This is a genomic window from Haliscomenobacter sp. (genome assembly GCF_041740695.1).
Classification (GTDB): Bacteria; Bacteroidota; Bacteroidia; order Chitinophagales; family Saprospiraceae; genus Haliscomenobacter.
Genome location: NZ_JBGSLK010000113.1, coordinates 125775 through 146125, shown reverse-complemented (window position 1 = coordinate 146125; position 20351 = coordinate 125775). Strand labels below are relative to the sequence as shown.

The 20351-nt window shown below is 49.3% G+C and carries 16 protein-coding genes; 12 read left to right on the top strand and 4 right to left on the bottom strand.

The window, feature by feature from the left end; translation table 11 throughout:
* Positions 1-67 precede the first annotated feature (67 nt).
* On the top strand, positions 68-1465 hold the full coding sequence (locus tag ACEW9O_RS22975) for a 3' terminal RNA ribose 2'-O-methyltransferase Hen1 (protein WP_373552553.1): 1398 nt from the start codon (positions 68-70) through the stop codon (positions 1463-1465).
* A 48-nt stretch (positions 1466-1513) separates the two neighbouring features.
* On the opposite strand, the gene ACEW9O_RS22970 is transcribed toward ACEW9O_RS22975, so the two are convergent.
* On the bottom strand, positions 1514-2266 hold the full coding sequence (locus tag ACEW9O_RS22970; RefSeq protein WP_373552552.1) for a murein L,D-transpeptidase family protein: 753 nt from the start codon (positions 2264-2266) through the stop codon (positions 1514-1516).
* Between the two features lie 111 nt (positions 2267-2377).
* Here ACEW9O_RS22970 and ACEW9O_RS22965 point away from each other — a divergent pair, with 111 nt between their 5' ends.
* Positions 2378-4333, top strand: coding sequence for an FtsX-like permease family protein (locus tag ACEW9O_RS22965; RefSeq protein ID WP_373552688.1), 1956 nt, complete (start codon positions 2378-2380; stop codon positions 4331-4333).
* Positions 4334-4529: 196 nt separating this feature from the next.
* Here ACEW9O_RS22965 and ACEW9O_RS22960 read toward each other — a convergent pair whose 3' ends face one another.
* Positions 4530-7235, bottom strand: a complete 2706-nt coding sequence (locus ACEW9O_RS22960) for a WD40/YVTN/BNR-like repeat-containing protein (RefSeq protein WP_373552551.1) — start codon at positions 7233-7235, stop codon at positions 4530-4532.
* Between the two features lie 147 nt (positions 7236-7382).
* The gene (locus ACEW9O_RS22955; RefSeq protein ID WP_373552550.1) at positions 7383-7715 is read right to left on the bottom strand and encodes a hypothetical protein; all 333 of its coding nucleotides are present in this window, start codon (positions 7713-7715) and stop codon (positions 7383-7385) included.
* A gap of 266 nt (positions 7716-7981) precedes the next feature.
* Here ACEW9O_RS22955 and solA point away from each other — a divergent pair, with 266 nt between their 5' ends.
* The 10 genes from solA (at position 7982) to ACEW9O_RS22905 (ending at position 19199) form a co-directional block, all read left to right on the top strand.
* The gene (gene solA / locus ACEW9O_RS22950; RefSeq protein WP_373552549.1) at positions 7982-9196 is read left to right on the top strand and encodes an N-methyl-L-tryptophan oxidase; all 1215 of its coding nucleotides are present in this window, start codon (positions 7982-7984) and stop codon (positions 9194-9196) included.
* Positions 9197-9221: 25 nt separating this feature from the next.
* A complete protein-coding gene (locus ACEW9O_RS22945) occupies positions 9222-11480 on the top strand; it encodes a GH92 family glycosyl hydrolase (RefSeq protein ID WP_373552548.1) in 2259 nt (752 codons plus the stop codon).
* A 620-nt stretch (positions 11481-12100) separates the two neighbouring features.
* A complete protein-coding gene (locus ACEW9O_RS22940; protein ID WP_373552547.1) occupies positions 12101-12712 on the top strand; it encodes a TetR/AcrR family transcriptional regulator in 612 nt (203 codons plus the stop codon).
* 3 nt (positions 12713-12715) lie between these two features.
* Positions 12716-13975 (top strand): TolC family protein, encoded by a 1260-nt coding sequence (locus ACEW9O_RS22935; protein ID WP_373552546.1) that lies wholly within the window; start codon positions 12716-12718, stop codon positions 13973-13975.
* 25 nt (positions 13976-14000) lie between these two features.
* The gene (locus ACEW9O_RS22930) at positions 14001-14987 is read left to right on the top strand and encodes an HlyD family secretion protein (RefSeq protein ID WP_373552545.1); all 987 of its coding nucleotides are present in this window, start codon (positions 14001-14003) and stop codon (positions 14985-14987) included.
* Between the two features lie 2 nt (positions 14988-14989).
* Positions 14990-15916, top strand: coding sequence for an ABC transporter ATP-binding protein (locus ACEW9O_RS22925; protein ID WP_373552544.1), 927 nt, complete (start codon positions 14990-14992; stop codon positions 15914-15916).
* The gene (locus ACEW9O_RS22920) at positions 15909-16655 is read left to right on the top strand and encodes an ABC transporter ATP-binding protein (protein ID WP_373552543.1); all 747 of its coding nucleotides are present in this window, start codon (positions 15909-15911) and stop codon (positions 16653-16655) included. The genes ACEW9O_RS22925 and ACEW9O_RS22920 overlap by 8 nt, the downstream gene beginning before the upstream one ends.
* A gap of 2 nt (positions 16656-16657) precedes the next feature.
* Positions 16658-17764 carry an ABC transporter permease gene (locus ACEW9O_RS22915; protein WP_373552542.1) on the top strand — a complete coding sequence of 369 codons (1107 nt, stop codon included), beginning with the start codon at positions 16658-16660 and terminating at the stop codon, positions 17762-17764.
* Positions 17761-18882, top strand: coding sequence for an ABC transporter permease (locus ACEW9O_RS22910; RefSeq protein WP_373552541.1), 1122 nt, complete (start codon positions 17761-17763; stop codon positions 18880-18882). Before ACEW9O_RS22915 ends, ACEW9O_RS22910 begins: the two co-directional genes overlap by 4 nt.
* Positions 18883-18959: 77 nt before the next feature.
* On the top strand, positions 18960-19199 hold the full coding sequence (locus ACEW9O_RS22905) for a hypothetical protein (protein ID WP_320029822.1): 240 nt from the start codon (positions 18960-18962) through the stop codon (positions 19197-19199).
* Positions 19200-19275: 76 nt separating this feature from the next.
* Here ACEW9O_RS22905 and ACEW9O_RS22900 read toward each other — a convergent pair whose 3' ends face one another.
* Positions 19276-20349, bottom strand: coding sequence for an AAA family ATPase (locus ACEW9O_RS22900; RefSeq protein WP_373552540.1), 1074 nt, complete (start codon positions 20347-20349; stop codon positions 19276-19278).
* Positions 20350-20351 lie beyond the last annotated feature (2 nt).

Genomic DNA, 20351 nt, shown 5'->3' with positions numbered 1-20351 from the left:
TGGTAATGGGCAAATGTGCTGATTATCCGGCAGCATTAAAAGTCTATTTTCAAACCCTGCACAAGCTATGTTCCTATCCATCACCACTACCCAACACCCTGCCACGAACCTCGGCTACCTGCTCCACAAGCATCCCGATAAAGTCCAAACCTTCAGCACCGCTGGAGGCAAAGCCCATGTTTTTTTCCCCGAAGCTACTGACGAACGTTGTACCGCCGTACTTTTGCTGGACATCGACCCCGTTGAGCTCGTGCGCAACCTAAAAGTACCCGGTGAAAGCCGTATGTTGCAGCATTACGTCAATGATCGGCCTTATGTGGCCTCTTCCTTTACCAGTTCAGCCATTTCCAGTGTATATGCTTCGGCGCTCAATGGCCGCTGCGAAGACAAGCCCGAATGGCTCGGGATACCCCTGGCACTGGAAGCCAAGATTCCAGCCCTCAAAGTAAAAGGTGGGATGGGTTTGTTGGAGCGCATCTTTCAGCCCCTGGGTTACACCCTGCAAGCTGAACGACTGCCCTTGGATGAGCAGTTTCCGGAATGGGGTGAAAGCAGCTACTTCAGCATCATTTTGCAGCACAATATATCCTTGCAGCAACTCTTGCAACACCTCTACGTCTTGCTACCCGTGTTTGATTCCGAGCGACACTTCTACATTTCCAGCAACGATATTGAGGTTTTGTTGAAAAAAGGGGAAACTTGGCTCAAAGATCACCCCGAACGGGATTTCATCGTGCGCCGCTACCTGAACAATATTTCTTTGGCCAAAATGGCCCTGGCTCGCTTCATCGACGATGAGGGGAATGAAGCCACTGGAGTTGAAGCTGAGCCCATCAATCTTGAGGTTGAAGAAGAACGCCTCACTTTGCACCAGCAACGGCTGAATGCCGCCCTGGAAGTCCTCAAAACTTCGGGTGCCAAGTCGGTGCTCGACCTGGGCTGTGGCGAAGGCCGTTTGTTAAAAATGCTGTTGCGCGAAGGGCAGTTTACCCGCATTTTGGGGGCGGATGTATCCTTTCACATCCTGCAAGTCGCCACCCGCCGCCTCTACTTGAAGGACATGACGCCGAAGCAAAAAGAGCGGATTGAACTGATTCAAAGTGCCCTCACCTACCGCGACCGCCGCATGGTGGGTTTTGATGCCGCTGCCCTGATCGAAGTGATTGAACACTTGGATTTGGAGCGTTTGCCAGCGCTGGAGCGGGCTGTATTTGAGTTTGCGCGCCCGGCTACGGTGGTGGTCACCACGCCCAACCGCGAATACAATGCCCACTATGCCATGCCCGAGGACAAATTCCGGCACGGCGATCACCGCTTTGAATGGACCCGGCAGGAATTTGCCGAATGGGTACAAAAGCTCAGTGAGCAGTTTGGCTATACGGCTACCATTGAAGGCATTGGCGAAGAGGATCCCAATTTGGGGGCGGCTTCACAGATGGCTGTGTTTAAGCGGAGTGTGGAATAAATCATACCAATGGACATTTTTGTTTATTGGTAGGGTAGGGGCAGGTCTTTACTGCGTCAGCAGGTAGGTGCCCGTTCCAGGCTCAATGGTATAAGTCGGCAAGATTTTTTTTCGCTCAAAAAAATCATACGCCTCCGACAAATTATCCCAAAACGGCAACAACTCCGGGTGATGAGGAGCCAAGAGGTTTTTCCGGTTTTCCGGCGTCATCCGACAAGGAAAAATGTGCACTGGAATTTGTTGCTGCCCCGCATCTTTGGCATCCGAGGCCAATAAATACAACTCCCGAATTTTTTCATCAGTGATGGGTAAACAACCTACCGACACACAATTGCCGTGGATGTAGATTTCGCCACCCGGATTTTTAGGATCTGATAAAACCCGATCCGAAGCATTCGGATAGTTGATGCCCATCGAAAGGTGATAACTACTTTTGGGGTTGAACACCTCAATCCAATACAAACCCTCGGGCACTTGCAGGTCCCCCTCCTTGCGCTTAGGTCCAAGCAGGCCGGGCACTCTACAAATGGGATAGGTCCGAAAATGGCGGAATTCCGCTGAGTCCTGAATCCATACTTCCAATTGTTGTTCTGATTTAAAAGCACGAAGGAAGATGGGTGCGCCAGGCTTTAACCCCTTGGCCACCAAATCTTGCTTCAATTGCTCACCGACCAAATGCCGGGCTTGGGCAACCCGATCGCCATTGAAGGTACTGGCACTTGCCGTATCGGCTTGGCTGTTGCACTGTAAAGAACCCAACATCATGGAGAGGTATAAACAGGTTTGTAAGGCTTTGATCATGGCACAGCATTTACCGCGTTTGGGGAGATAGTGTTTAGTGAGTTGAAACCCAATATTTACACTAACGATTTCGGCTAAAAGTTGGTATTTTAAGGAAAAGAACCCAACTCCATTGTCTTATCACAAACCACGGCTGAAAAATATTTTGGCAAAAGCAATTCCTACCTCGGCAAAACCCTCGACAACACCCGTGGGGAAACCTGGAAAATAACCGGGGTAATGCAAGACATCCCTCAAAATTCCCATATCCACTTCGACGCCTTGATGGCCGACCATGAAATCCGTCAAATAGCCGCCGCTGATGGGGGGAACTGGGGGCAGTTTGCGGCCTACAATTACGTATTGCTGCACCCTAAAGTTGATCCACAAACTTTTGAGACCAAAATCCGGGGCATGTACGACAAATACATGGCTTCGATTTTTAAGCCGCTCAAAATCAACATCAACTACGTTGTGCAACCCATTACGTCCATTCGTTTGCACTCCGTCATGACGCAGGAGCCTGAACCGCTGGGTAGTTTGGCTTATGTACGCATTTTGGGCATTACCGCCATCTTTCTGGTGCTACTGGCTTGCATCAATTACATCAACCTCACTACGGCCCGTGCCACTCGCCGCGCCCGCGAGGTGGGGGTACGCAAGGCACTGGGGTCTACCCGTGGCAGCCTGGCTACCCAGTTTTTGGCAGAATCGGCTTTGCTGGTACTGATTTCCGGCGGAGTTGGCTTGGGTTTGGCTACTTCTTTATTGCCCATCTTTAATACCATGGCCGGGAAATTGCTCACGACCAGTGCCCTGTTCCAACCTACCATCATGATCGGCCTCGCCTCCATTTTGGTACTGGCAGGTTTGATTGCGGGGAGTTATCCTGCGCTGGTACTCTCGGGATTTCAAGCAGTAGACGTGTTGAAAGGAGATCAAATACGGAGTAGCGGCGGCTGGTTGCGGCGGGCCTTAGTGGTTACCCAATTTGCAGCTTCGTTGATGATGCTGATTGCGACGGGGGTGATTTACGACCAATTGCAGTTTTTGAAAAATAAGGATTTGGGTTTTCAAAAAAATCAGGTTCTCGTGTTGCGCCCTGACCCAGGCAGTACCCGCCGCTCCGAAGTGGCCGCTTTCCGGGATATGTTGAAACAAAACGCAGCCTTGAGCGCTGTGGCCACTTCCTCGGTTACGCCAGGAATTGACGTGACCTATAAAAATGTAGTGACCATCGAGGGCAACGAAGGGATGAAAGAGGTGGGCATTGACGTTGCTGGTGCGGATCAATTTTTCTTCCCCACCTTAGGGATTGAAGTGGTCAAAGGCAAAAATTTCAGTGGGCAATTGAGCGACACCCTCAACGCCGTGGTGATCAACGAAGCGCTGGTGAAAAAAATGGGTTGGGCCGATCCCATTGGCAAAAAGGTACGAACGTCTGGTGGAAATGATGCACCTTTTGCACAGGTGATTGGGGTGGTGAAAGACTATCACCAGAAATCGCTGTATAATCCGATTGAGCCATTGATTTTTGTGTACCGTCAAGCCAGTTTTGTGGTGCATTCCCGGGTCAAACCCGACAATTTACCCGCAACCCTCAAAAGTGTGGAAGCGAATTGGAAAGCAGCTTTCCCCGCCCAGGAATTTAAATACACCTTTCTTGATGATGAATTCAATCAGCAATTCATCGCCGATCAAAAGCGAGGCACCTTGTTTTCGGTGTTCTCGGGTTTGAGCATTTTTATTGCTTGTTTGGGTTTGCTGGGGCTGGTAGCTTATACCACGGAACAAAGACGCCGGGAAATTGGCATTCGTAAGGTACTCGGTGCTGGACAAGGACAGGTCGTCACTTTATTGGCCCGGCATTTTATCATTTTGGTGCTGGTTGCAGGGGTGATTGCGATGCCCTTAGCTGCCTGGTTCCTCACAGGTTGGCTCAAGGAATTTCCTTACCATACCACTTTGCAGCCGCTTACTTTTATCGCCGCGTTGTTGAGTTTATTGGCTTTGACGATGGTGACGGTGAGTTTTCATACGATCCGGGCAGCTTTGGCGAACCCGGTGAAGTCGTTGAGGAGCGAGTAAAGTGACACAAAGTTTTTTTTATAAAAAATACCAAAGCGGCATATTTTCACAAAGAAACCACAAAGGGACACAAAGGGCACAAAGTTAGACGTTGACGACGCTTCGCTTTGTGTCCTTTGTGCTCCTTTGTGGTTTCTTTGTGAAAAAAAAATGCTGCTTTGGGTCACTTTTGGATGTTCGATCCCACTCCCTTGACTTATTCCTTTTCCATCGTCGTTGCCCCAATTTTCCATCCTAACACCTTGGTGAACTTCCCAATCTTCTGCTGCTTTTGCCCAGCTTGCTCCACGATGACGGCATAGTCACCGGGAGCTACAGGATTCTCTGCTGCACGGCGTCTGCCACCCGCTCCTGCTGCCCGAAAATTCCAGACGATTTCATTCAGCCCCATTTTGGGCAACACCTTCCAAGTCCGCACCACATTGCCGTTGATGTCTTTGATGCTCACTTGTGTTGAATCAGTGGCATTGCGGGTGTAATAGCGGATGCAGAGCCCATTCGGTTCATTTGGCGTGCGAATGTGGCGATTCCCATACAAGTGGTAATTCGCTAACTGGGCACCTTCCAAACGTAGGGCTTTGGGTTCAAGGTCAAACAAATGGAAATTGGTTTTGTCCAGTTCCGGCTTCCATTCTTGCAGCGGACTGATGTCGGCCACAAAGACCCCGCGGCCATACGTGCCTACCACCAGGTCGTTTTCACGTGGGTGGATCAACAGGTCGTGTACGGGGACGCTCGGTGGCATGTTACTTTGAAAATGTTGCCAGTTTTCACCGCCATTCATGGAAACATAAACACCTTTATCATTGCCTACATAAAGCAAAGCCGGATTTTTAGGGTCTTCGTAAATGACGTTGACTGGTTTATCGGGCAAACCTTGGGTAATTCGGGTCCAGGTCACACCAAAATCGTTCGTTTTGAACACGTAAGGTTTAAAATCATCGACCCGAAAACCAGTTTTGGTCACATAGGCTGTACCGGGGCGATGGGCCGAAGCAAATACCCGGCTCACCCACAATTCTTTGGGGCCACCGAGGTCAATCAGAGCTGCCGTACTTTCTACCCAGGTTTTGCCGTGGTCTTTGGTCACCCAAACCCGCCCATCGTCGGTGCCTACCCAAATGACGCCTGCTTGCAGTGGCGATTCAGCAATGGTGGTGATGGTACAAAACTGGATATTGCCCTTGCCATTGATGCGGTGTGGATGGTTGGTGGTCAAGTCGGGACTGATTTCCTCCCAGCTGTCGCCCCGATCCAGGGAACGCAGCAATACTTCAGCTCCGGTATAAATGATTGATGGATTATGAGGGGAAAGTCGAATGGGCGGTGACCAGTTCCAGCGGTAAGGTTTTTGGCTGACCGGGCGGCGAGGAGCGATGTTTTTGCGGGCGCCCGTCCATTGATCGACCCGGATGTGGTTGCCAAACTGCTCTTCGTTGTACACCCAGCGATTGTTACTGGGGTCGATCTGGTTGTACATGCCATCGCCGCCACCAACGGGCACCCAGTTTTCGAGGGTAATTTCGCCCGACCAGGCATTGCTGGGGCCTTTCCAGGAGTCGTGGTCTTGCAGCCCGGCATAAATATTGTAAGGTTCTTCCATGTCCACGCCGATGGCATAAATTTCTCCGCCGGGGATGTTGTCGTAATAATCGCAGGTTTTGCCCCCATCGTAGCTGAGTTGCAGACCGCCGTCGCTGCCCAAGAGCATGCGTTGAGGATTAAAGGGATCGATGTACAGGGTACGGACATCGCCAAAAGCTTCGCGGAAAATTTTAGTGGTATCGGTCCATTCGATGCCTTTCCAGCTTTTGCCTCCATCGTAGCTGTGCTGGAGGTTCAAACCGGTCACGTAGACTTTTTGCGGATCTTGGGGGTCGACGCGAAGCGTATTGAAAGAATAGGCAGCTTTTCCACCTACATTGTCTTCGGCGCGATTGGTTTTGCGCCAGGTCGCCCCTGCATCATCGCTGCGGTACACTTCGCCACCGATTTCCCGTTTTTGAGGTTCACGTCCAGCGTCCTTGTCCGCTTTGATTTCAGCCGAGAAAGGATCGCGCAGGTTCACATTTTCAATCACCGCGTACACCACATTGGGTTTGTTGCGGCATACGTCCAGGCCAATGCGGCCCAAGTCCCCGGTGGGTAAACCCTGGCTGAGTTTTTTCCAACTTTTCCCGGCATCAACACTTTTGTAAATCCCACTTTCCTTGCCTCCGGTGATCAGGGTCCAGGGATAGCGGTACTTTTCGTAAGCGGCGGCATAAATGACGTTGGGATTGGTGACGTCCATAGCCATATCCACTACCCCGGTATTGTCGCTGATGAAGAGGGCCTTTTGCCAGGTTTTGCCTCCATCGCTGCTTTTAAAAACGCCACGCTCGGGGTTGGGACCAAACAAGTGCCCCATGGCGGCGACATAAACCGTATTGGGGTCTTTGGGATGTACCAAAATTTTGCCGATGTGCTGGCTTTCGGGCAAACCACAATGGATCCAGGTTTTGCCGCCGTCGATACTTTTATGCAGCCCATTGCCGCTGTAGGAACTGCGGGCGTAGTACGAATCGCCAGTGCCCAAGTAAATGACATTGGCATTGGAAGGTGCAACAGCTACTGCCCCGAGGGAATGTACGTCGGGATGGTTGAATACCGAGGTCCAGGTCGTGCCGTTGTTGGTAGATTTGTACAAGCCAGCATTGCGCGTGGCCAGATAAATGGTGTAAAGGTGTTCGTTTTGAGGCTGTTCAGGCACCGCAATATCCACGATCCAGCAGCCGGGCCGGAAGGGGCCGATGTTGCGGTATTGCAGTTTGGACAATAGCTCGGTGGATAATTGGTTTTGGCCAAAAAGGGAAATCAGGACCCCAAAGAAAAGAAAGGTGCAGGTAAATAGACGTTGCATAGGTACGGTTTTGCTCTTTGCCCCAAAATAAGGAATCTTGTAATAACCGCATCTGTGTATCGCCCAACTACCTAAAAATGCTAAAAGTTGCACGAAATGTCCTCCTTTGTGCAACTTTTAGCATTGTCAAGACGGATTTACTCCAAATTAGTTAGGCTTCCGGCGAACAGGTTTGTGTACTCTTCTTCCTGTTGCCTGACCACTTCCAGCCTCACGGGTATTGTTTTCAGGTGCTTTTACATCCTGAATTTCAAAATTACCCAGTTTGTCTTGCTTGGGCTGACCTCCAGTTTGGCCACTAGCCGCATCACGAGGGCTCTTGATGGTAGCATTGCCAACTGGTTTTTTGACCCACAACAAGGAGTCATCCCTCCAACCAGAAGGTTTTGCGGTTTTGGCTTTGGCTCTAGTACGCTCTTGAGCAAAAGTTACCGTTGCACACAAGGTGAACAATCCGAGCAAAAACAATACTTTTTTCATTGTAATAGGATTTTGAGATTCAATTAATTTGATTCAATCTTGAGCAACTGTTTGAGCATTTGATTGAATACCCCACAAAGTTGCAGGAGAAAAAAGGGACACGCCTCACCTGAATAGGTGATTTTTTCCTTCTACATTTACTCAGCCAAAAATTAAGGCAAAAATCACACTACTGGACATTTTTGTTTATTGGAAGCGGAGGACATGAATAGCCCCAGGCTGAAGCCTGGGGCTATTCATGTCCTCCGAGCAAAATGTCCAGTAGTGTGGGAAAAAATTCAGATTGTGTCGTTATGGATGTACAAACTACAGGCACGAACTCAAAGCACAACTCCTTCGATGTCATTGTGCTCGGAGTAGGTTCGATGGGATCAGCCACTTGTTTTCATTTGGCCAGGCGCGGCTTAAAAGTTTTGGGGTTGGAACAATTCAGCATTCCTCATGACCAAGGCTCGCACGCCGGGCAAAGTCGGATCATCCGCAAAGCCTATTTTGAGCACCCAGATTATGTGCCCCTATTGGAACGCGCTTATCAAAATTGGCAGGAGTTGGAGGTTTTGACAGATACAACTCTTTACCATGAAACGGGACTGCTGTATTATGGCCCTCCTGAAGACGACATGATGCAGGGAGTGAAATTGTCTGCAAAAACCTATAATGTGCCAATTGAGGTACTAAATCAAGAACATAACCAAAATAGATTTCCTCAGATTACAGTACCCAACCATTACGAAGGGCTACTGGAACCCGGTGCAGGCTTCCTACCGCCCGAACGGGCCATCTTATTGTACACCGATCAGGCCATCAAACATGGTGCCATCATCAACACCCAGGAAAAGGTCTTGAGCTGGAAAAAAAATCCGGGAGGCGGAGTCACGGTAATTAGTGATAAAGGAACTTATCATGCGGCCAAATTGGTCATTACGGCCGGGCCTTGGGCAGGCTATTTTATCCCTCAACTCAAGCCCAAATTGCAAGTCACCCGCCAGGTGTTGGCCTGGGTGATTCCTAAAAATCCACAACCATTTGAACTAGGCCAATTGCCTTGCTGGATGATCGTGGATGAAGTCAATCCGGGGATTTTATATGGTTTCCCAATCATGCCAGTTGGGCAATTCAATGGGCCAATTGGATTCAAAGCGGGTTACCACGTGCCTGGTCAGGTGAGCGATCCAGATCAGGTAGAACGTACGGTAAGCAAGGCGGAGGAACAGCTGATCATTGATGCGTTGATGCGTTTTTTTCCAGAAAGTTATCAATCTACCCATGTGCTCAAAACCTGCTTGTACACCTACACGCCGGATGAAAATTTTGTGATCGACTTTTTACCGGGCTTTGATCAGGATGTGGTGATCGCAACTGGCTTTAGCGGGCACGGCTTTAAATTTGCTTCGGTGGTGGGCGAAATTCTGGCGGATTTGAGTAGCAAAGGCACAACTGCACTGCCGATTGGCTTTTTAAATGCCAGTCGCTTTTTTTAATTTTTCAACTTACCAATCTACATACATGAAAAAGATCCTTCTCCTGCTGACTGCTGTCTTGTTTTTTTGCCAAAAAAACAATGCACAGAACTTGCTACGCTACGTCAATCCACTCGTCGGGACTGACTCTGACTTTAGTTTATCCACGGGCAATACCTATCCTGCGATTGCGCTGCCCTGGGGCATGAACTTCTGGACGCCCCAAACTGCGCCCAATGGCGACGGCTGGCAATACGCCTACGACGCCAATAAAATCAGGGGTTTCAAACAAACCCACCAGCCTTCGCCCTGGATCAACGATTACGGTGCATTTTCACTGCTGCCCATGACGGGTAAATCCCCGGAAGTCCGCGATAAAAAGCGCGGCTCCTGGTATTCCCACAAAACTGAAACCGCCATGGCCCACTACTATCAGGTCTATCTGGCGGATTACGATTGCTGGGCTGAAATCACACCCACCGAACGGGCGGCCCAAATGCGTTTCCGCTGGGGGCAGGATGGGCCAAAATGTGTGTTGCTCGATGCTTTTGACAAAGGCAGCATGGTCAAAATCATTCCGGCGGAGCGCAAAATCATCGGTTACGCCCAAAACCACCACGGAAAAGTGCCGGATAATTTCCGCAACTATCTCGTAGCCGTTTTTGACCAGGATTTTGAAGGTTTTAGCACTTTTAGTGATACCATTGTGCTGAAAGATGCAAGTGTGGAAGGCAAACACGTTGGGGCAGTGGTTCACTTCAAGCCCGGCGTTCGTCAGGTTGGGGTTAAACTTGCCTCCTCTTTCATCAGCCACGAACAAGCCGAATTGAACCTCCAACGGGAAATCGGCAGCGACGCCTTTGACGCTACCCGCGAAAAAGCCCGGCAAACCTGGGAAAGAATCTTCGCCCGGATCCAGGTACAAGGCGGCTTGGAAACGGATAAAATGAATTTTTACACCGCCCTATACCGGGTCATGTTGTTCCCCCGCAAGTTTTTTGAATACGATGCCAAAGGGCAAATGGTGCATTACAGCCCCTACAATGGGCAGGTTTTACCCGGGTACATGTTTACCGACAATGGTTTTTGGGATACCTTCCGGGCGGTTTTCCCACTGTTTTCAGTGCTTTTTCCCGAACTGGACCGCCAGATCATGGAGGGTTTGGTCAATACCTACAAAGAAAGTGGTTGGTTGCCGGAATGGGCCAGCCCGGGGCACCGCGATTGTATGATTGGTTCCAATTCCGCCTCCCTGATCACCGAAGCCTGGCTCAAAGGCATTCGCGGCTACGACATCAATCTCTTGTACGAGGCCATGGTCAAAAACAGCCAGGGAGTGGGGCCCTATTCTTCCGTAGGGCGAATGGGTGCCGAGTACTACAACCGCCTGGGTTACGTGCCCTACAATGTGGGTATCAACGAAAATGCAGCCCGCACCCTGGAATATGCCTACGCTGATTATTGCATTTGGCAGTTGGGGCAAAAACTGGGCAAACCGGAAGCAGCCACTTTCGCCAAACGGGCACAAAACTGGCGCAATGTTTTTGACAAATCCAGCAACTTCATGCGGGGCCGCAATGAGGATGGCTCCTGGCAAACACCCTTCCGGCCCGATAAATGGGGCGACGCCTTTACCGAAGGTTCTTCCTGGCACTACACTTGGTCGGTTTTTCACGACCCTTCAGGTTTGGCTGGAGCCATGGGCGGCAAGGCTCAAATGGCGGCAAAACTGGACTCGATTTTTAGTTCCGCACCCACTTTTGATTTTTCCTACTATGGTTTCCCTATCCACGAAATCACCGAAATGTTGATCATGGGCATGGGGCAATACGCGCATGGCAACCAACCGATCCAGCACGCAGTTTACCTCTACGATTGGGTAGGCCAACCCTGGAAAGCCCAAATGCGGGCCCGCGACATCATGAAAAAAATGTACCAACCCACCCCGGATGGCTTGTGTGGCGATGAAGACAATGGCCAAACTTCAGCCTGGTACGTGTTTTCTGCGCTCGGTTTTTATCCGGTTTGTCCGGCAGCAGGGCAATACGCGATGGGGAGCCCACTTTTCCAAAAAATCACCTTGAAACTGGAGAATGGCAAAACCTTCAACATCGACGCGGTGGGGAATTCGGAGCAAAACGTCTACATCCAAAGCGCGAAGCTGAACCAGCTGCCTTGGACGAAAAACTTTTTGACGCATCAACAAATCATGCAAGGTGGGACTTTGCAGTTGATGATGGGGGCGAAGCCGAATACGTTACGGGGCGTAGGTAAGGGGGATGTGCCTTATTCGATGAGTGAGTGAGTTTCAACCATGAACCATCTCGAATTTTCATAAAAACATAGAGCGACACAATTTTTAAACACAGAGGAAAAAATAGAGTACGCAAAGGACACAGAGACTAGATGTTGACGAGGCTTGGGTCAAAAACAAGCAAAGCTTTTCAACGTCGTGCCTTTGTGTCCTTTATTTTTTCTTTGTGCTTATTTTTTTCGTTCCTATTACAAAAAGGAACCAACAAATGGAGACTTGCATCAACCCAGACTGAACGGACCAGCGGCAGCGCCGCGCAACGTCAATAGGACCAAAGCACAAATGTTCAATAAAGGTGCAGCGCACCGCAACTTTTTTATTCGAGCATTATACCCCTCGCGTGTTTTTTTGTTTCGGTGCTACGCACCTTAAACATCCTACTCCATTCCTTTGCTAATGACGTTTCGCGGCTACGCCGCTGGTCCGCGCAGCCTGGTCAATTGCTGTAAGTAATTTTGTTACTTCAAATGAATGGCGATTTAGTTGGTTAGCGAACCCTGGAACCTAGGAACTTTGGAACCCTGGAACAATTTTTTTTTTCCACCCTCTTGACTTTTATCTCGATAGCATTTACCTTTGCCTAAAATTACCCATTTGGGTAAATTCAACCCATGAAAGAACTGAGTACCGAGGAAAAGATTGTACAAGCCGCCAAGGAAGTATTTACCCAAAGGGGTTATGCTGCCGCCCGCACCCAGGAAATTGCTGATCGGGCGGGGGTCAATAAAGGGCTTTTGCAATACTACTTCAAAGGCAACAGCAAGGAAAAATTGTTCAAAGCCATTTTTGAAGAAGCTTTCCTCAAAATGTCGGCCCGCATGAATGTCATCTTCGAAAGTGAAGATGCTTTTGAACACAAAATAGAATTGGCTTTGGATGCCTATTTCGACTTATTGCTGGAGAATCCGAATTTGCCCGGTTTTATCGTCAATGAGTTGCATACCAATACCCATGCCTTTGTGGAGGAAATCATGCAAAAACCCAACCGCCCCAATCCCATGCCCTTGCTTATGCAAATCATGGAGGAGGCGGACCAAGGGAAAATCCGGCCAGTTAATCCGGTGCATTTGATCTTGAATGTATTGTCGATGACGGTTTTCCCTTTTATTGCCCGGCCTTTGTTCCAACGCCTGGTCAATGTAGACGATGCCACCTTCATGGACATGATGCGCCAGCGGAAAGCTGAAATTTTGGATTTCGTGAAACACGCTATAAAACCCTGAACTATGTACAGGATACTCTTAATGGGCTTGAGTGCCCTTATTTTTTACCCTGCATTTACCCAAACAGGTAAATTATCCGTGGACAGTTGTTATGCCATGGCCAAGCGGAACTACCCGCTGCTGAAGCAATACGCCCTGATTGAAAAATCCAGGGAGTATTCGCTCGAAAATGCCGCCAAAGGAACCCTGCCACAGCTCAATCTGGCCGGACAAGGCACCTACCAGTCGGAGGTGACCAAGATTCCGATTTCCTTGCCCAATCTGGAGATTCCGACCTTGAGCAGAGACCAGTACAAATTGTACGCCGAGGTTGCGCAGCCCATCACCGACCTTTTTACGGTCAAATACCAAAAAGAGCTGATCAAATCGAATGCTGAAATTGAAGGTCAGAAAATTGAGGTAGAACTGTTCAAGATCAAGGAAAGGATCAATCAGCTTTTTTTTGGCATCATCCTGGTCGATGCGCAAATCCAGCAAACCGAGCTCCTCAAAAAAGACATCCAACTGGGGATCGACAAAACCAATGCCGCCATCGCCAACGGCACTGCCCTCAAAAGCAGCGCCAACGCCCTCAAAGCAGAACTTCTAAAGGCCAATCAGCGGATTATTGAGCTCAAAGCGGCCCGAAAAGGCTACCTGGACATGCTTTCCTTGTTCATCCATCAGCAATTGGCCGACAACGTAGAACTTGAAAAACCAGCGGTACTGACGGTTTCTTCTACCATCAATCGACCAGAGTTGCGATTGTACAGCGCGCAACAGCGCACGTTTGAGGTGCAGAATAAGCTCATCACCGCCAAAAACCTGCCTCGCGCCAGCTTGTTCCTGCAAGGTGGCTACGGCAAACCCGCCCTGAATGTACTCAACAATGCCTTCGATTTGTATTACATCGGAGGTCTGCGGCTGAATTGGAACCTTTCGGGCTATTACACCGCCAAAAATGAACGAAAAATCCTGTCGATCAACCAGGACATCATCGGTCTGCAGCGGGAAACCTTCTTGTTCAACACCAACCTCAACCTCAAACAACAAAATGCAGAGCTGAGCAAACTGCAGGAGCTGATTGCTTCCGACAGCGAGATCATCCAATTGCGTGAAAGCATCAAAAATACCGCCAAAAACCAACTGGATTTTGGTACCGTGACGAGCAACGATTACATCACGTATTTGAATGCCGAAGATCAGGCCAAACAGGGTTTGCTGCTGCATCAAATCCAGTTGCTGATGGCTCAGTACAACTACCAAACCACCTCAGGAAACTAATCTGCTAACTTTTAACCAAAAGACAATGAATAATTTATCAAAGATCGGCATGGTTGGCTGCCTTTTCATTTCCCTTTTTGCTTGCAACAAAGACCAAAACACCTTTGACGCATCCGGTGCTTTTGAAGCTGAAGAGGTGATTGTATCTGCTGAGCAAACCGGAAAAATTTTGAGCCTAAACATCGAAGAAGGCCAACAGTTGGAAAGCAATGTGGTCATCGGGCAAATCGATGTAGCCGCACTCAACGTGCAAAAAGAACAAACCCAGGCCTCCGTTAATGCCATTGGCCAAAAAGTAAACAATTCTGCGCCTCAGGTCAATATTCTGCAAAGCCAGATCAAAACCCAAAAAGCCCAGATCCAGGTACTGAATCAGCAATTGGAAGTGCTGAACAAGGAAGTGGCCAGAACCCAAAGCCTCGTCAAGGCCGATGCCGCCACGCCCAAGCAATTGGACGACCTGATGGGACAAAAATCGATTCTGGAAAAACAAATCGCTGCTGCGCAAGACCAAGTTGGCGTGCTCAATGAGCAAATTGCTGCCGCCAAGGAAAACGTCAGCATCCAAAACCGGGGCGTTCTCAGCGAAGTGACGCCGATGCAAAAACGGATCAGCATCCTGGACGAGCAAATTGGTCGCGGGCAGATCAAAAACATCGTTGCTGGAACGGTGCTGACCAAGTACGCCTCCGCCGGAGAATTTGCCAGCATGGGCAAGGCTTTGTACAAAATCGCCGACCTCTCCGTGCTCACCCTGCGCGCTTACATCACCGGCAATCAGCTGCCCTTGATCAAATTGAACCAAAAGGTGAAAGTCCTCACCGACGATGGCAAAGGCGGCTTCACAGAAACCACCGGCCAAATCACCTGGATCAACGACAAAGCAGAATTTACCCCCAAAACCATCCAGACCAAAGACGAACGCGCCAATATGGTGTACGCCATCAAAGTGAAAGTGACCAACGACGGCACCTACAAAATCGGAATGTATGGCGAAATCAAATTTCAATAACCATGGCCGACGTCGTATTGAACCACATCAGCAAAACCTACAACAAAGGCGAGGTCAAAGCAGTAACTGATGTCTCGTTTGAGGTTGAAAAAGGGGAGCTTTTTGGACTGATCGGACCCGATGGAGCGGGCAAAACCAGCATCTTCCGGGTGCTCACCACGCTGTTGTTGCCCGATGCAGGTTCGGCATCGGTCAATGGCCTGGATGTAGTGAAAGATTGGAAAGCGATCCGCCAGCGGGTGGGGTACATGCCGGGCAAGTTTTCCTTGTACCAGGACTTGACAGTGGAAGAAAACCTCAATTTTTTTGCCACCGTTTTTAATACCAGCGTAGCCGAAAACTACGACCTGATCAAGGACATTTACGTGCAGATCGAGCCTTTCAAAACCCGCCGCGCGGGCAAGCTTTCGGGGGGTATGAAGCAGAAACTGGCGCTTTGTTGTGCCCTGATTCACCGCCCAACCGTCTTGTTTTTGGACGAACCCACCACGGGGGTGGATACCGTTTCGCGCAAGGAATTTTGGGAAATGCTCAAGCGCCTCAAGGAACAAGGCATCACCATTTTGGTCTCTACACCCTACATGGACGAGGCCACTTTGTGCGAGCGCATTGCCCTGATTCAGGATGGTAAAATTTTGTCGATTGATACCCCCGCTCAGGTTGTGGCGCAATTCCCCAAAAATCTCTACGCCATCAAATCGGAGCGCATGAGTCAATTGTTGCGCGACATTCGCCACTTGGACTACATCGACAGTTGCAATTCCTTCGGCGAATACCACCACATCACTTTTCGGGACGATGATGATTACGAGATACAGAAAAAACTGATCGCGGATTTGAACAGCAAAAACCACGAGTACATCGAATTCAAGGCAACGCCTGCGACCATCGAAGATTGTTTCATCAAATTACTCGATCAGCATGGATAGGAAAATCGTCATTTCTACCGATAAACTCACCAAACGTTTTGGCGATTTTGTGGCTACTAACGAAATAACTTTTGACGTGTACGAAGGTGAGATTTTTGGGTTCCTGGGCGCCAATGGAGCGGGCAAAACAACCGCCATGCGGATGCTGTGCGGTTTGTCCACCCCATCATCTGGGAAAGCGACCATCGCGGGGTTTGATGTGTACAAGGAAACCGAAAAGATCAAGGCCAACATTGGCTACATGAGTCAAAAATTCTCCCTTTACGAAGACTTGACGGTGCAGGAAAACATCCGCTTTTTTGGCGGCATTTATGGCCTCTCCGATCAAAAAATCAAGTCCAAAAGCAATGAATTGATTCAACAGCTGGGCATGGAAAAAGAGCGGGGCAAACTGGTCGGTTCGCTACCCTTGGGCTGGAAGCAAAAACTGGCTTTTTCGGTCGCTATTTTTCACGAACCCAAAATTGTGTTCCTGGATGAACCCACTGGTGGCGTTGACCCCGTGACGCGGCGGCAGTTTTGGGACCTCATTTACGACGCATCCGACCGGGGCATTACCATTTTTGTCACCACCCACTACATGGACGAAGCCGAATACTGCAACCGCATCTCGATGATGGTCGATGGCTACATCAAAGCACTGGATACCCCAACGAAGCTCAAACAACAATTTTCTGCCGAAACAATGGATGCCGTATTTTTTGAACTGGCACGGGGTGCAAAAAGAAAAGCAGATTAACCATGAGACAATTCTTCGCCTTCGTTATCAAGGAATTATACCACGTTTTCCGCGACCCCAAGTCCATGCTCATGCTGTTTGGGATGCCCATCATGTTGATTTTGCTCTTTGGTTTTGCGTTGAGCAATGAGATCAAAAACTCAAAAATTGTCATTTGTGATTTTGCCCACGACCCGGCGTCCCAGCGCATCATCGACAAGATTGAAGCCAGCAAGAATTTTGAAATCAAAAAGTTCCTGCTCGACCCTCGTCAAATTGAGCAAGCGTTCAAGGAGGGCAATGTCAAACTGGTGGTCGTGATTCCCAACCACTTCAACGATGACTTGTTGCACCTCCACAAGGCACAAATTCAAGTCATCGCCGATGCTTCCGACCCCAATACCGCCAATACCCTGACGAATTACGTCACCAATATCGTCATGGATTACCAACAAGAAATCACGCCCTTCAATGAGCTGCCGCAAAAGATCAATACCGAAATTCGGATGATTTACAACCCAGAACTCAAAGGCACCACCAATTTTGTGCCAGGAGTAATGGCCCTGGTTTTGCTGTTGGTTTGTGTGCTGATGACTTCGGTCTCGATTGTAAAGGAAAAGGAAAAAGGGACGATGGAGGTGCTGCTGGTCTCTCCCATGCACCCGCTGATGGTGGTCATTTCCAAGGCAGTTCCCTACCTGTTTTTGTCGATTGTCAACCTTTCGGTGATTTTGCTACTGAGTGTTTTTTTGCTAAAAATGCCCATCAATGGCAGCATCGGGCTGCTGTTTTTTGAAAGCTCACTGCTCATTCTCACTGCACTTTCATTGGGCTTGCTCATTTCCAACGGTGCGCAATCACAGCAACAGGCCATGCTCATTTCTTTGATGGGCATGTTGATTCCGGTGCTGTTGTTTACCGGGTTTATGTTTCCCTTGGAGAATATGCCCCTACCCCTGCAAATCATTGCCAACGTAGTACCTTCAAAGTGGTACTACATCATTGTAAAATCGATCATGATCAAAGGTTTGGGCCTTAGTGCCATTTGGAAAGAGACCCTGATTTTGCTTGGTATGACGGTGTTTTTGCTCAGCGTCAGCATTAAAAAATTCAAAATTCGCCTCGGATGAGAACTTTAAGATTTTTGTTGCAAAAAGAGTTTCGTCAGATCTTCAGAAACCGGGCACTGTTGCCAGTGATCTTCATCACGCCGATGATTCAGTTGCTAATCATGCCGCTGGCCGCCGATTACGAGATCAAAAACATCAATATATCCATCGTAGACCACGATCATTCTGCGTATTCCCGGCAATTGGTGTCCAAAATCAGCGCTTCGGGCTATTTTGTAATCAGCGATTACGGCGCCTCATTCAATGCTGCTTTTCAGCAATTTGAGAAGGACAAGTCTGATTTGATTCTGGAGATTCCGCTCGGTTTTGAACGCAATCTGGTCAAAGAAAACGAGCAAAAACTCTTCATCGCCGTAAATGCCATCAACGGCACCAAGGCCATGGTGGGCAGTTCCTATCTCAGCAGGATCATTGCGAGTTACAATGCGGATATTCGACTGGAAATGACAGCCACGCCGCGCATGAATCCCGTCCCAAACATCGAAGTGACTTCCATCAATCGCTTTAACCCCTATCTGAATTATCCGTTCTTTATGGTGCCGGGCATTTTGTGTACCCTCGTGACCATGATCGGCGTATACATGTGTTCCTTGAACATTGTGAAGGAAAAAGAGGTCGGTACCATTGAGCAAATCAACGTAACGCCCATCAAAAAAATCCACTTCATTCTCGGCAAGTTGATTCCCTTTTGGGCAATTGGAGTGTTCCTTTTTTCGATGGGTTTGTTCGTCATCGCTGGTTTGGTGTATGGCATCAGGCCGGTTGGCAGTATCCCGTTGCTGTACTCCTTTTTGTTTCTTTTTCTGATCGCAGTACTTGGCATCGGACTCCTGATCTCTACCTACTCCGAAACCCAGCAACAAGCGATGTCCATTGCCTTTTTCTTCATGATGATTTTTATGCTGATGAGCGGCCTGTTCACCCCCGTCGACAGCATGCCCAACTGGGCCATCGTAATTGCCAAACTGAATCCGGTGACGCACTTCATCGAGGTGGTGCGCATGGTGGTGTTGAAGGGGAGCGGATTCAACGACATAAAGTACCATTTTCTGGCGATGACGGGGTTTGCGCTGTTTTTTAATAGCTGGGCGGTGTGGAATTATCGGAAGACGGCGTGAGGGGTCGGGATTGCTTGATTGGGAAAAAATGTGGATATTTGTTTTTGCATTTTTGCAAGTTATAGAACTAAGCAGATATGGTTGCACTAGAATTTTCAGGCACAATTGAGCAAGGGGTAATTCATTTGCCAAGGGAGTACTCGGAATATGACAATGCTCAAGTAAGGATCATTGTTTTGGTTGAGAAAACTGTAGAAAAGTTATCTCAAAAGGAAAAGCTATTGGCGTTGTTTGATCAAATGAAGCAGTTGCCGATGTTCAGTAAAATTGATGATCCAACGGCTTGGCAAAAACAAATGCGGGATGAGTGGGAGTAGAGCCGTTTTGGATAGTAATGTGATCATCTTTGCTTCTAAGCATTTCAAATCGATCAGATCACTCTGCCAATAACCCCTACCCCTCCTTACAAGCCCGATACAAATCCTGCCAACCCTCTCTACCCTTTACCACCGTTTCCAAATACTCCTGCCATACCTCCGTATCCAGGGCCGTATCCTTGACGATGGCACCAGTCAAACTGGAAGCCAGGTCCCGCGCCCGCAATTGGCCATCCCCAAAATGCAGGCAAAGCGCCTGCCCACTGTTGACCACCGAAATCACCTCGGCAGTGCTGAGCGTGGCAGTAGGCGACTTGAGTTTCAATTTGCCATCTTCCGTACGCCCGGAGCGCAATTCGCGGAAGATGGTCACCAAGCGGCGGATTTCTTCACTGGGCACTTTAGCTTCGGCCAAATCCAGCGCCTTACCCAACTGGCTCACCCGCGTTTGTACAATTTCCACTTCTTCTTCCATGCTGCTGGGCAAAGGCAGCACTACCGTATTGAAACGACGTTGCAAGGCGCTCGACAATTCATTCACGCCCCTATCCCGGTCATTGGCAGTAGCGATGATGTTGAAACCCCGCATGGCCTGTACCTCGGTATTCAGCTCGGGGATGGGTAAGGTTTTTTCGGATAAAATCGTGATCAGGGCATCCTGCACATCCGAAGGTACCCGGGTCAACTCTTCAATGCGTACAATGGCCCCGTGTTGCATGCCGTGCATCACCGGGCTGGGGACTATGGCTTTTTCAGAAGGCCCTTCCGAGAGCAGCCGGGCATAATTCCAGCCGTAGCGCAGTGCATCTTCGCTCATGCCCGCGGTGCCTTGTACCAGCAAGGTAGAGTCGCCACTGATGGCCGCAGCCAGGTGCTCGGATACCCAGGTTTTGGCGGTGCCGGGTACACCCATAAGCAGGAGTGCGCGGTCGGTGGCGAGGGTAGCTACAGCGACTTCAATCAGACGGCGCTGGCCGAAGTACTTGGGCGTGATTTCTTCGCCACTTTCCAGTTTGCCGCCCATTAGGTAGGTCACTACGGCCCAAGGGGATAGTTTCCAGTTGCGGGGACGGGTGTGTTGGTCGGCTGCGGCGAGGGCAGTTAGTTCGGCAGCGTAGATGTTTTCGGCATGTGGGCGAAGAATGTCCATGT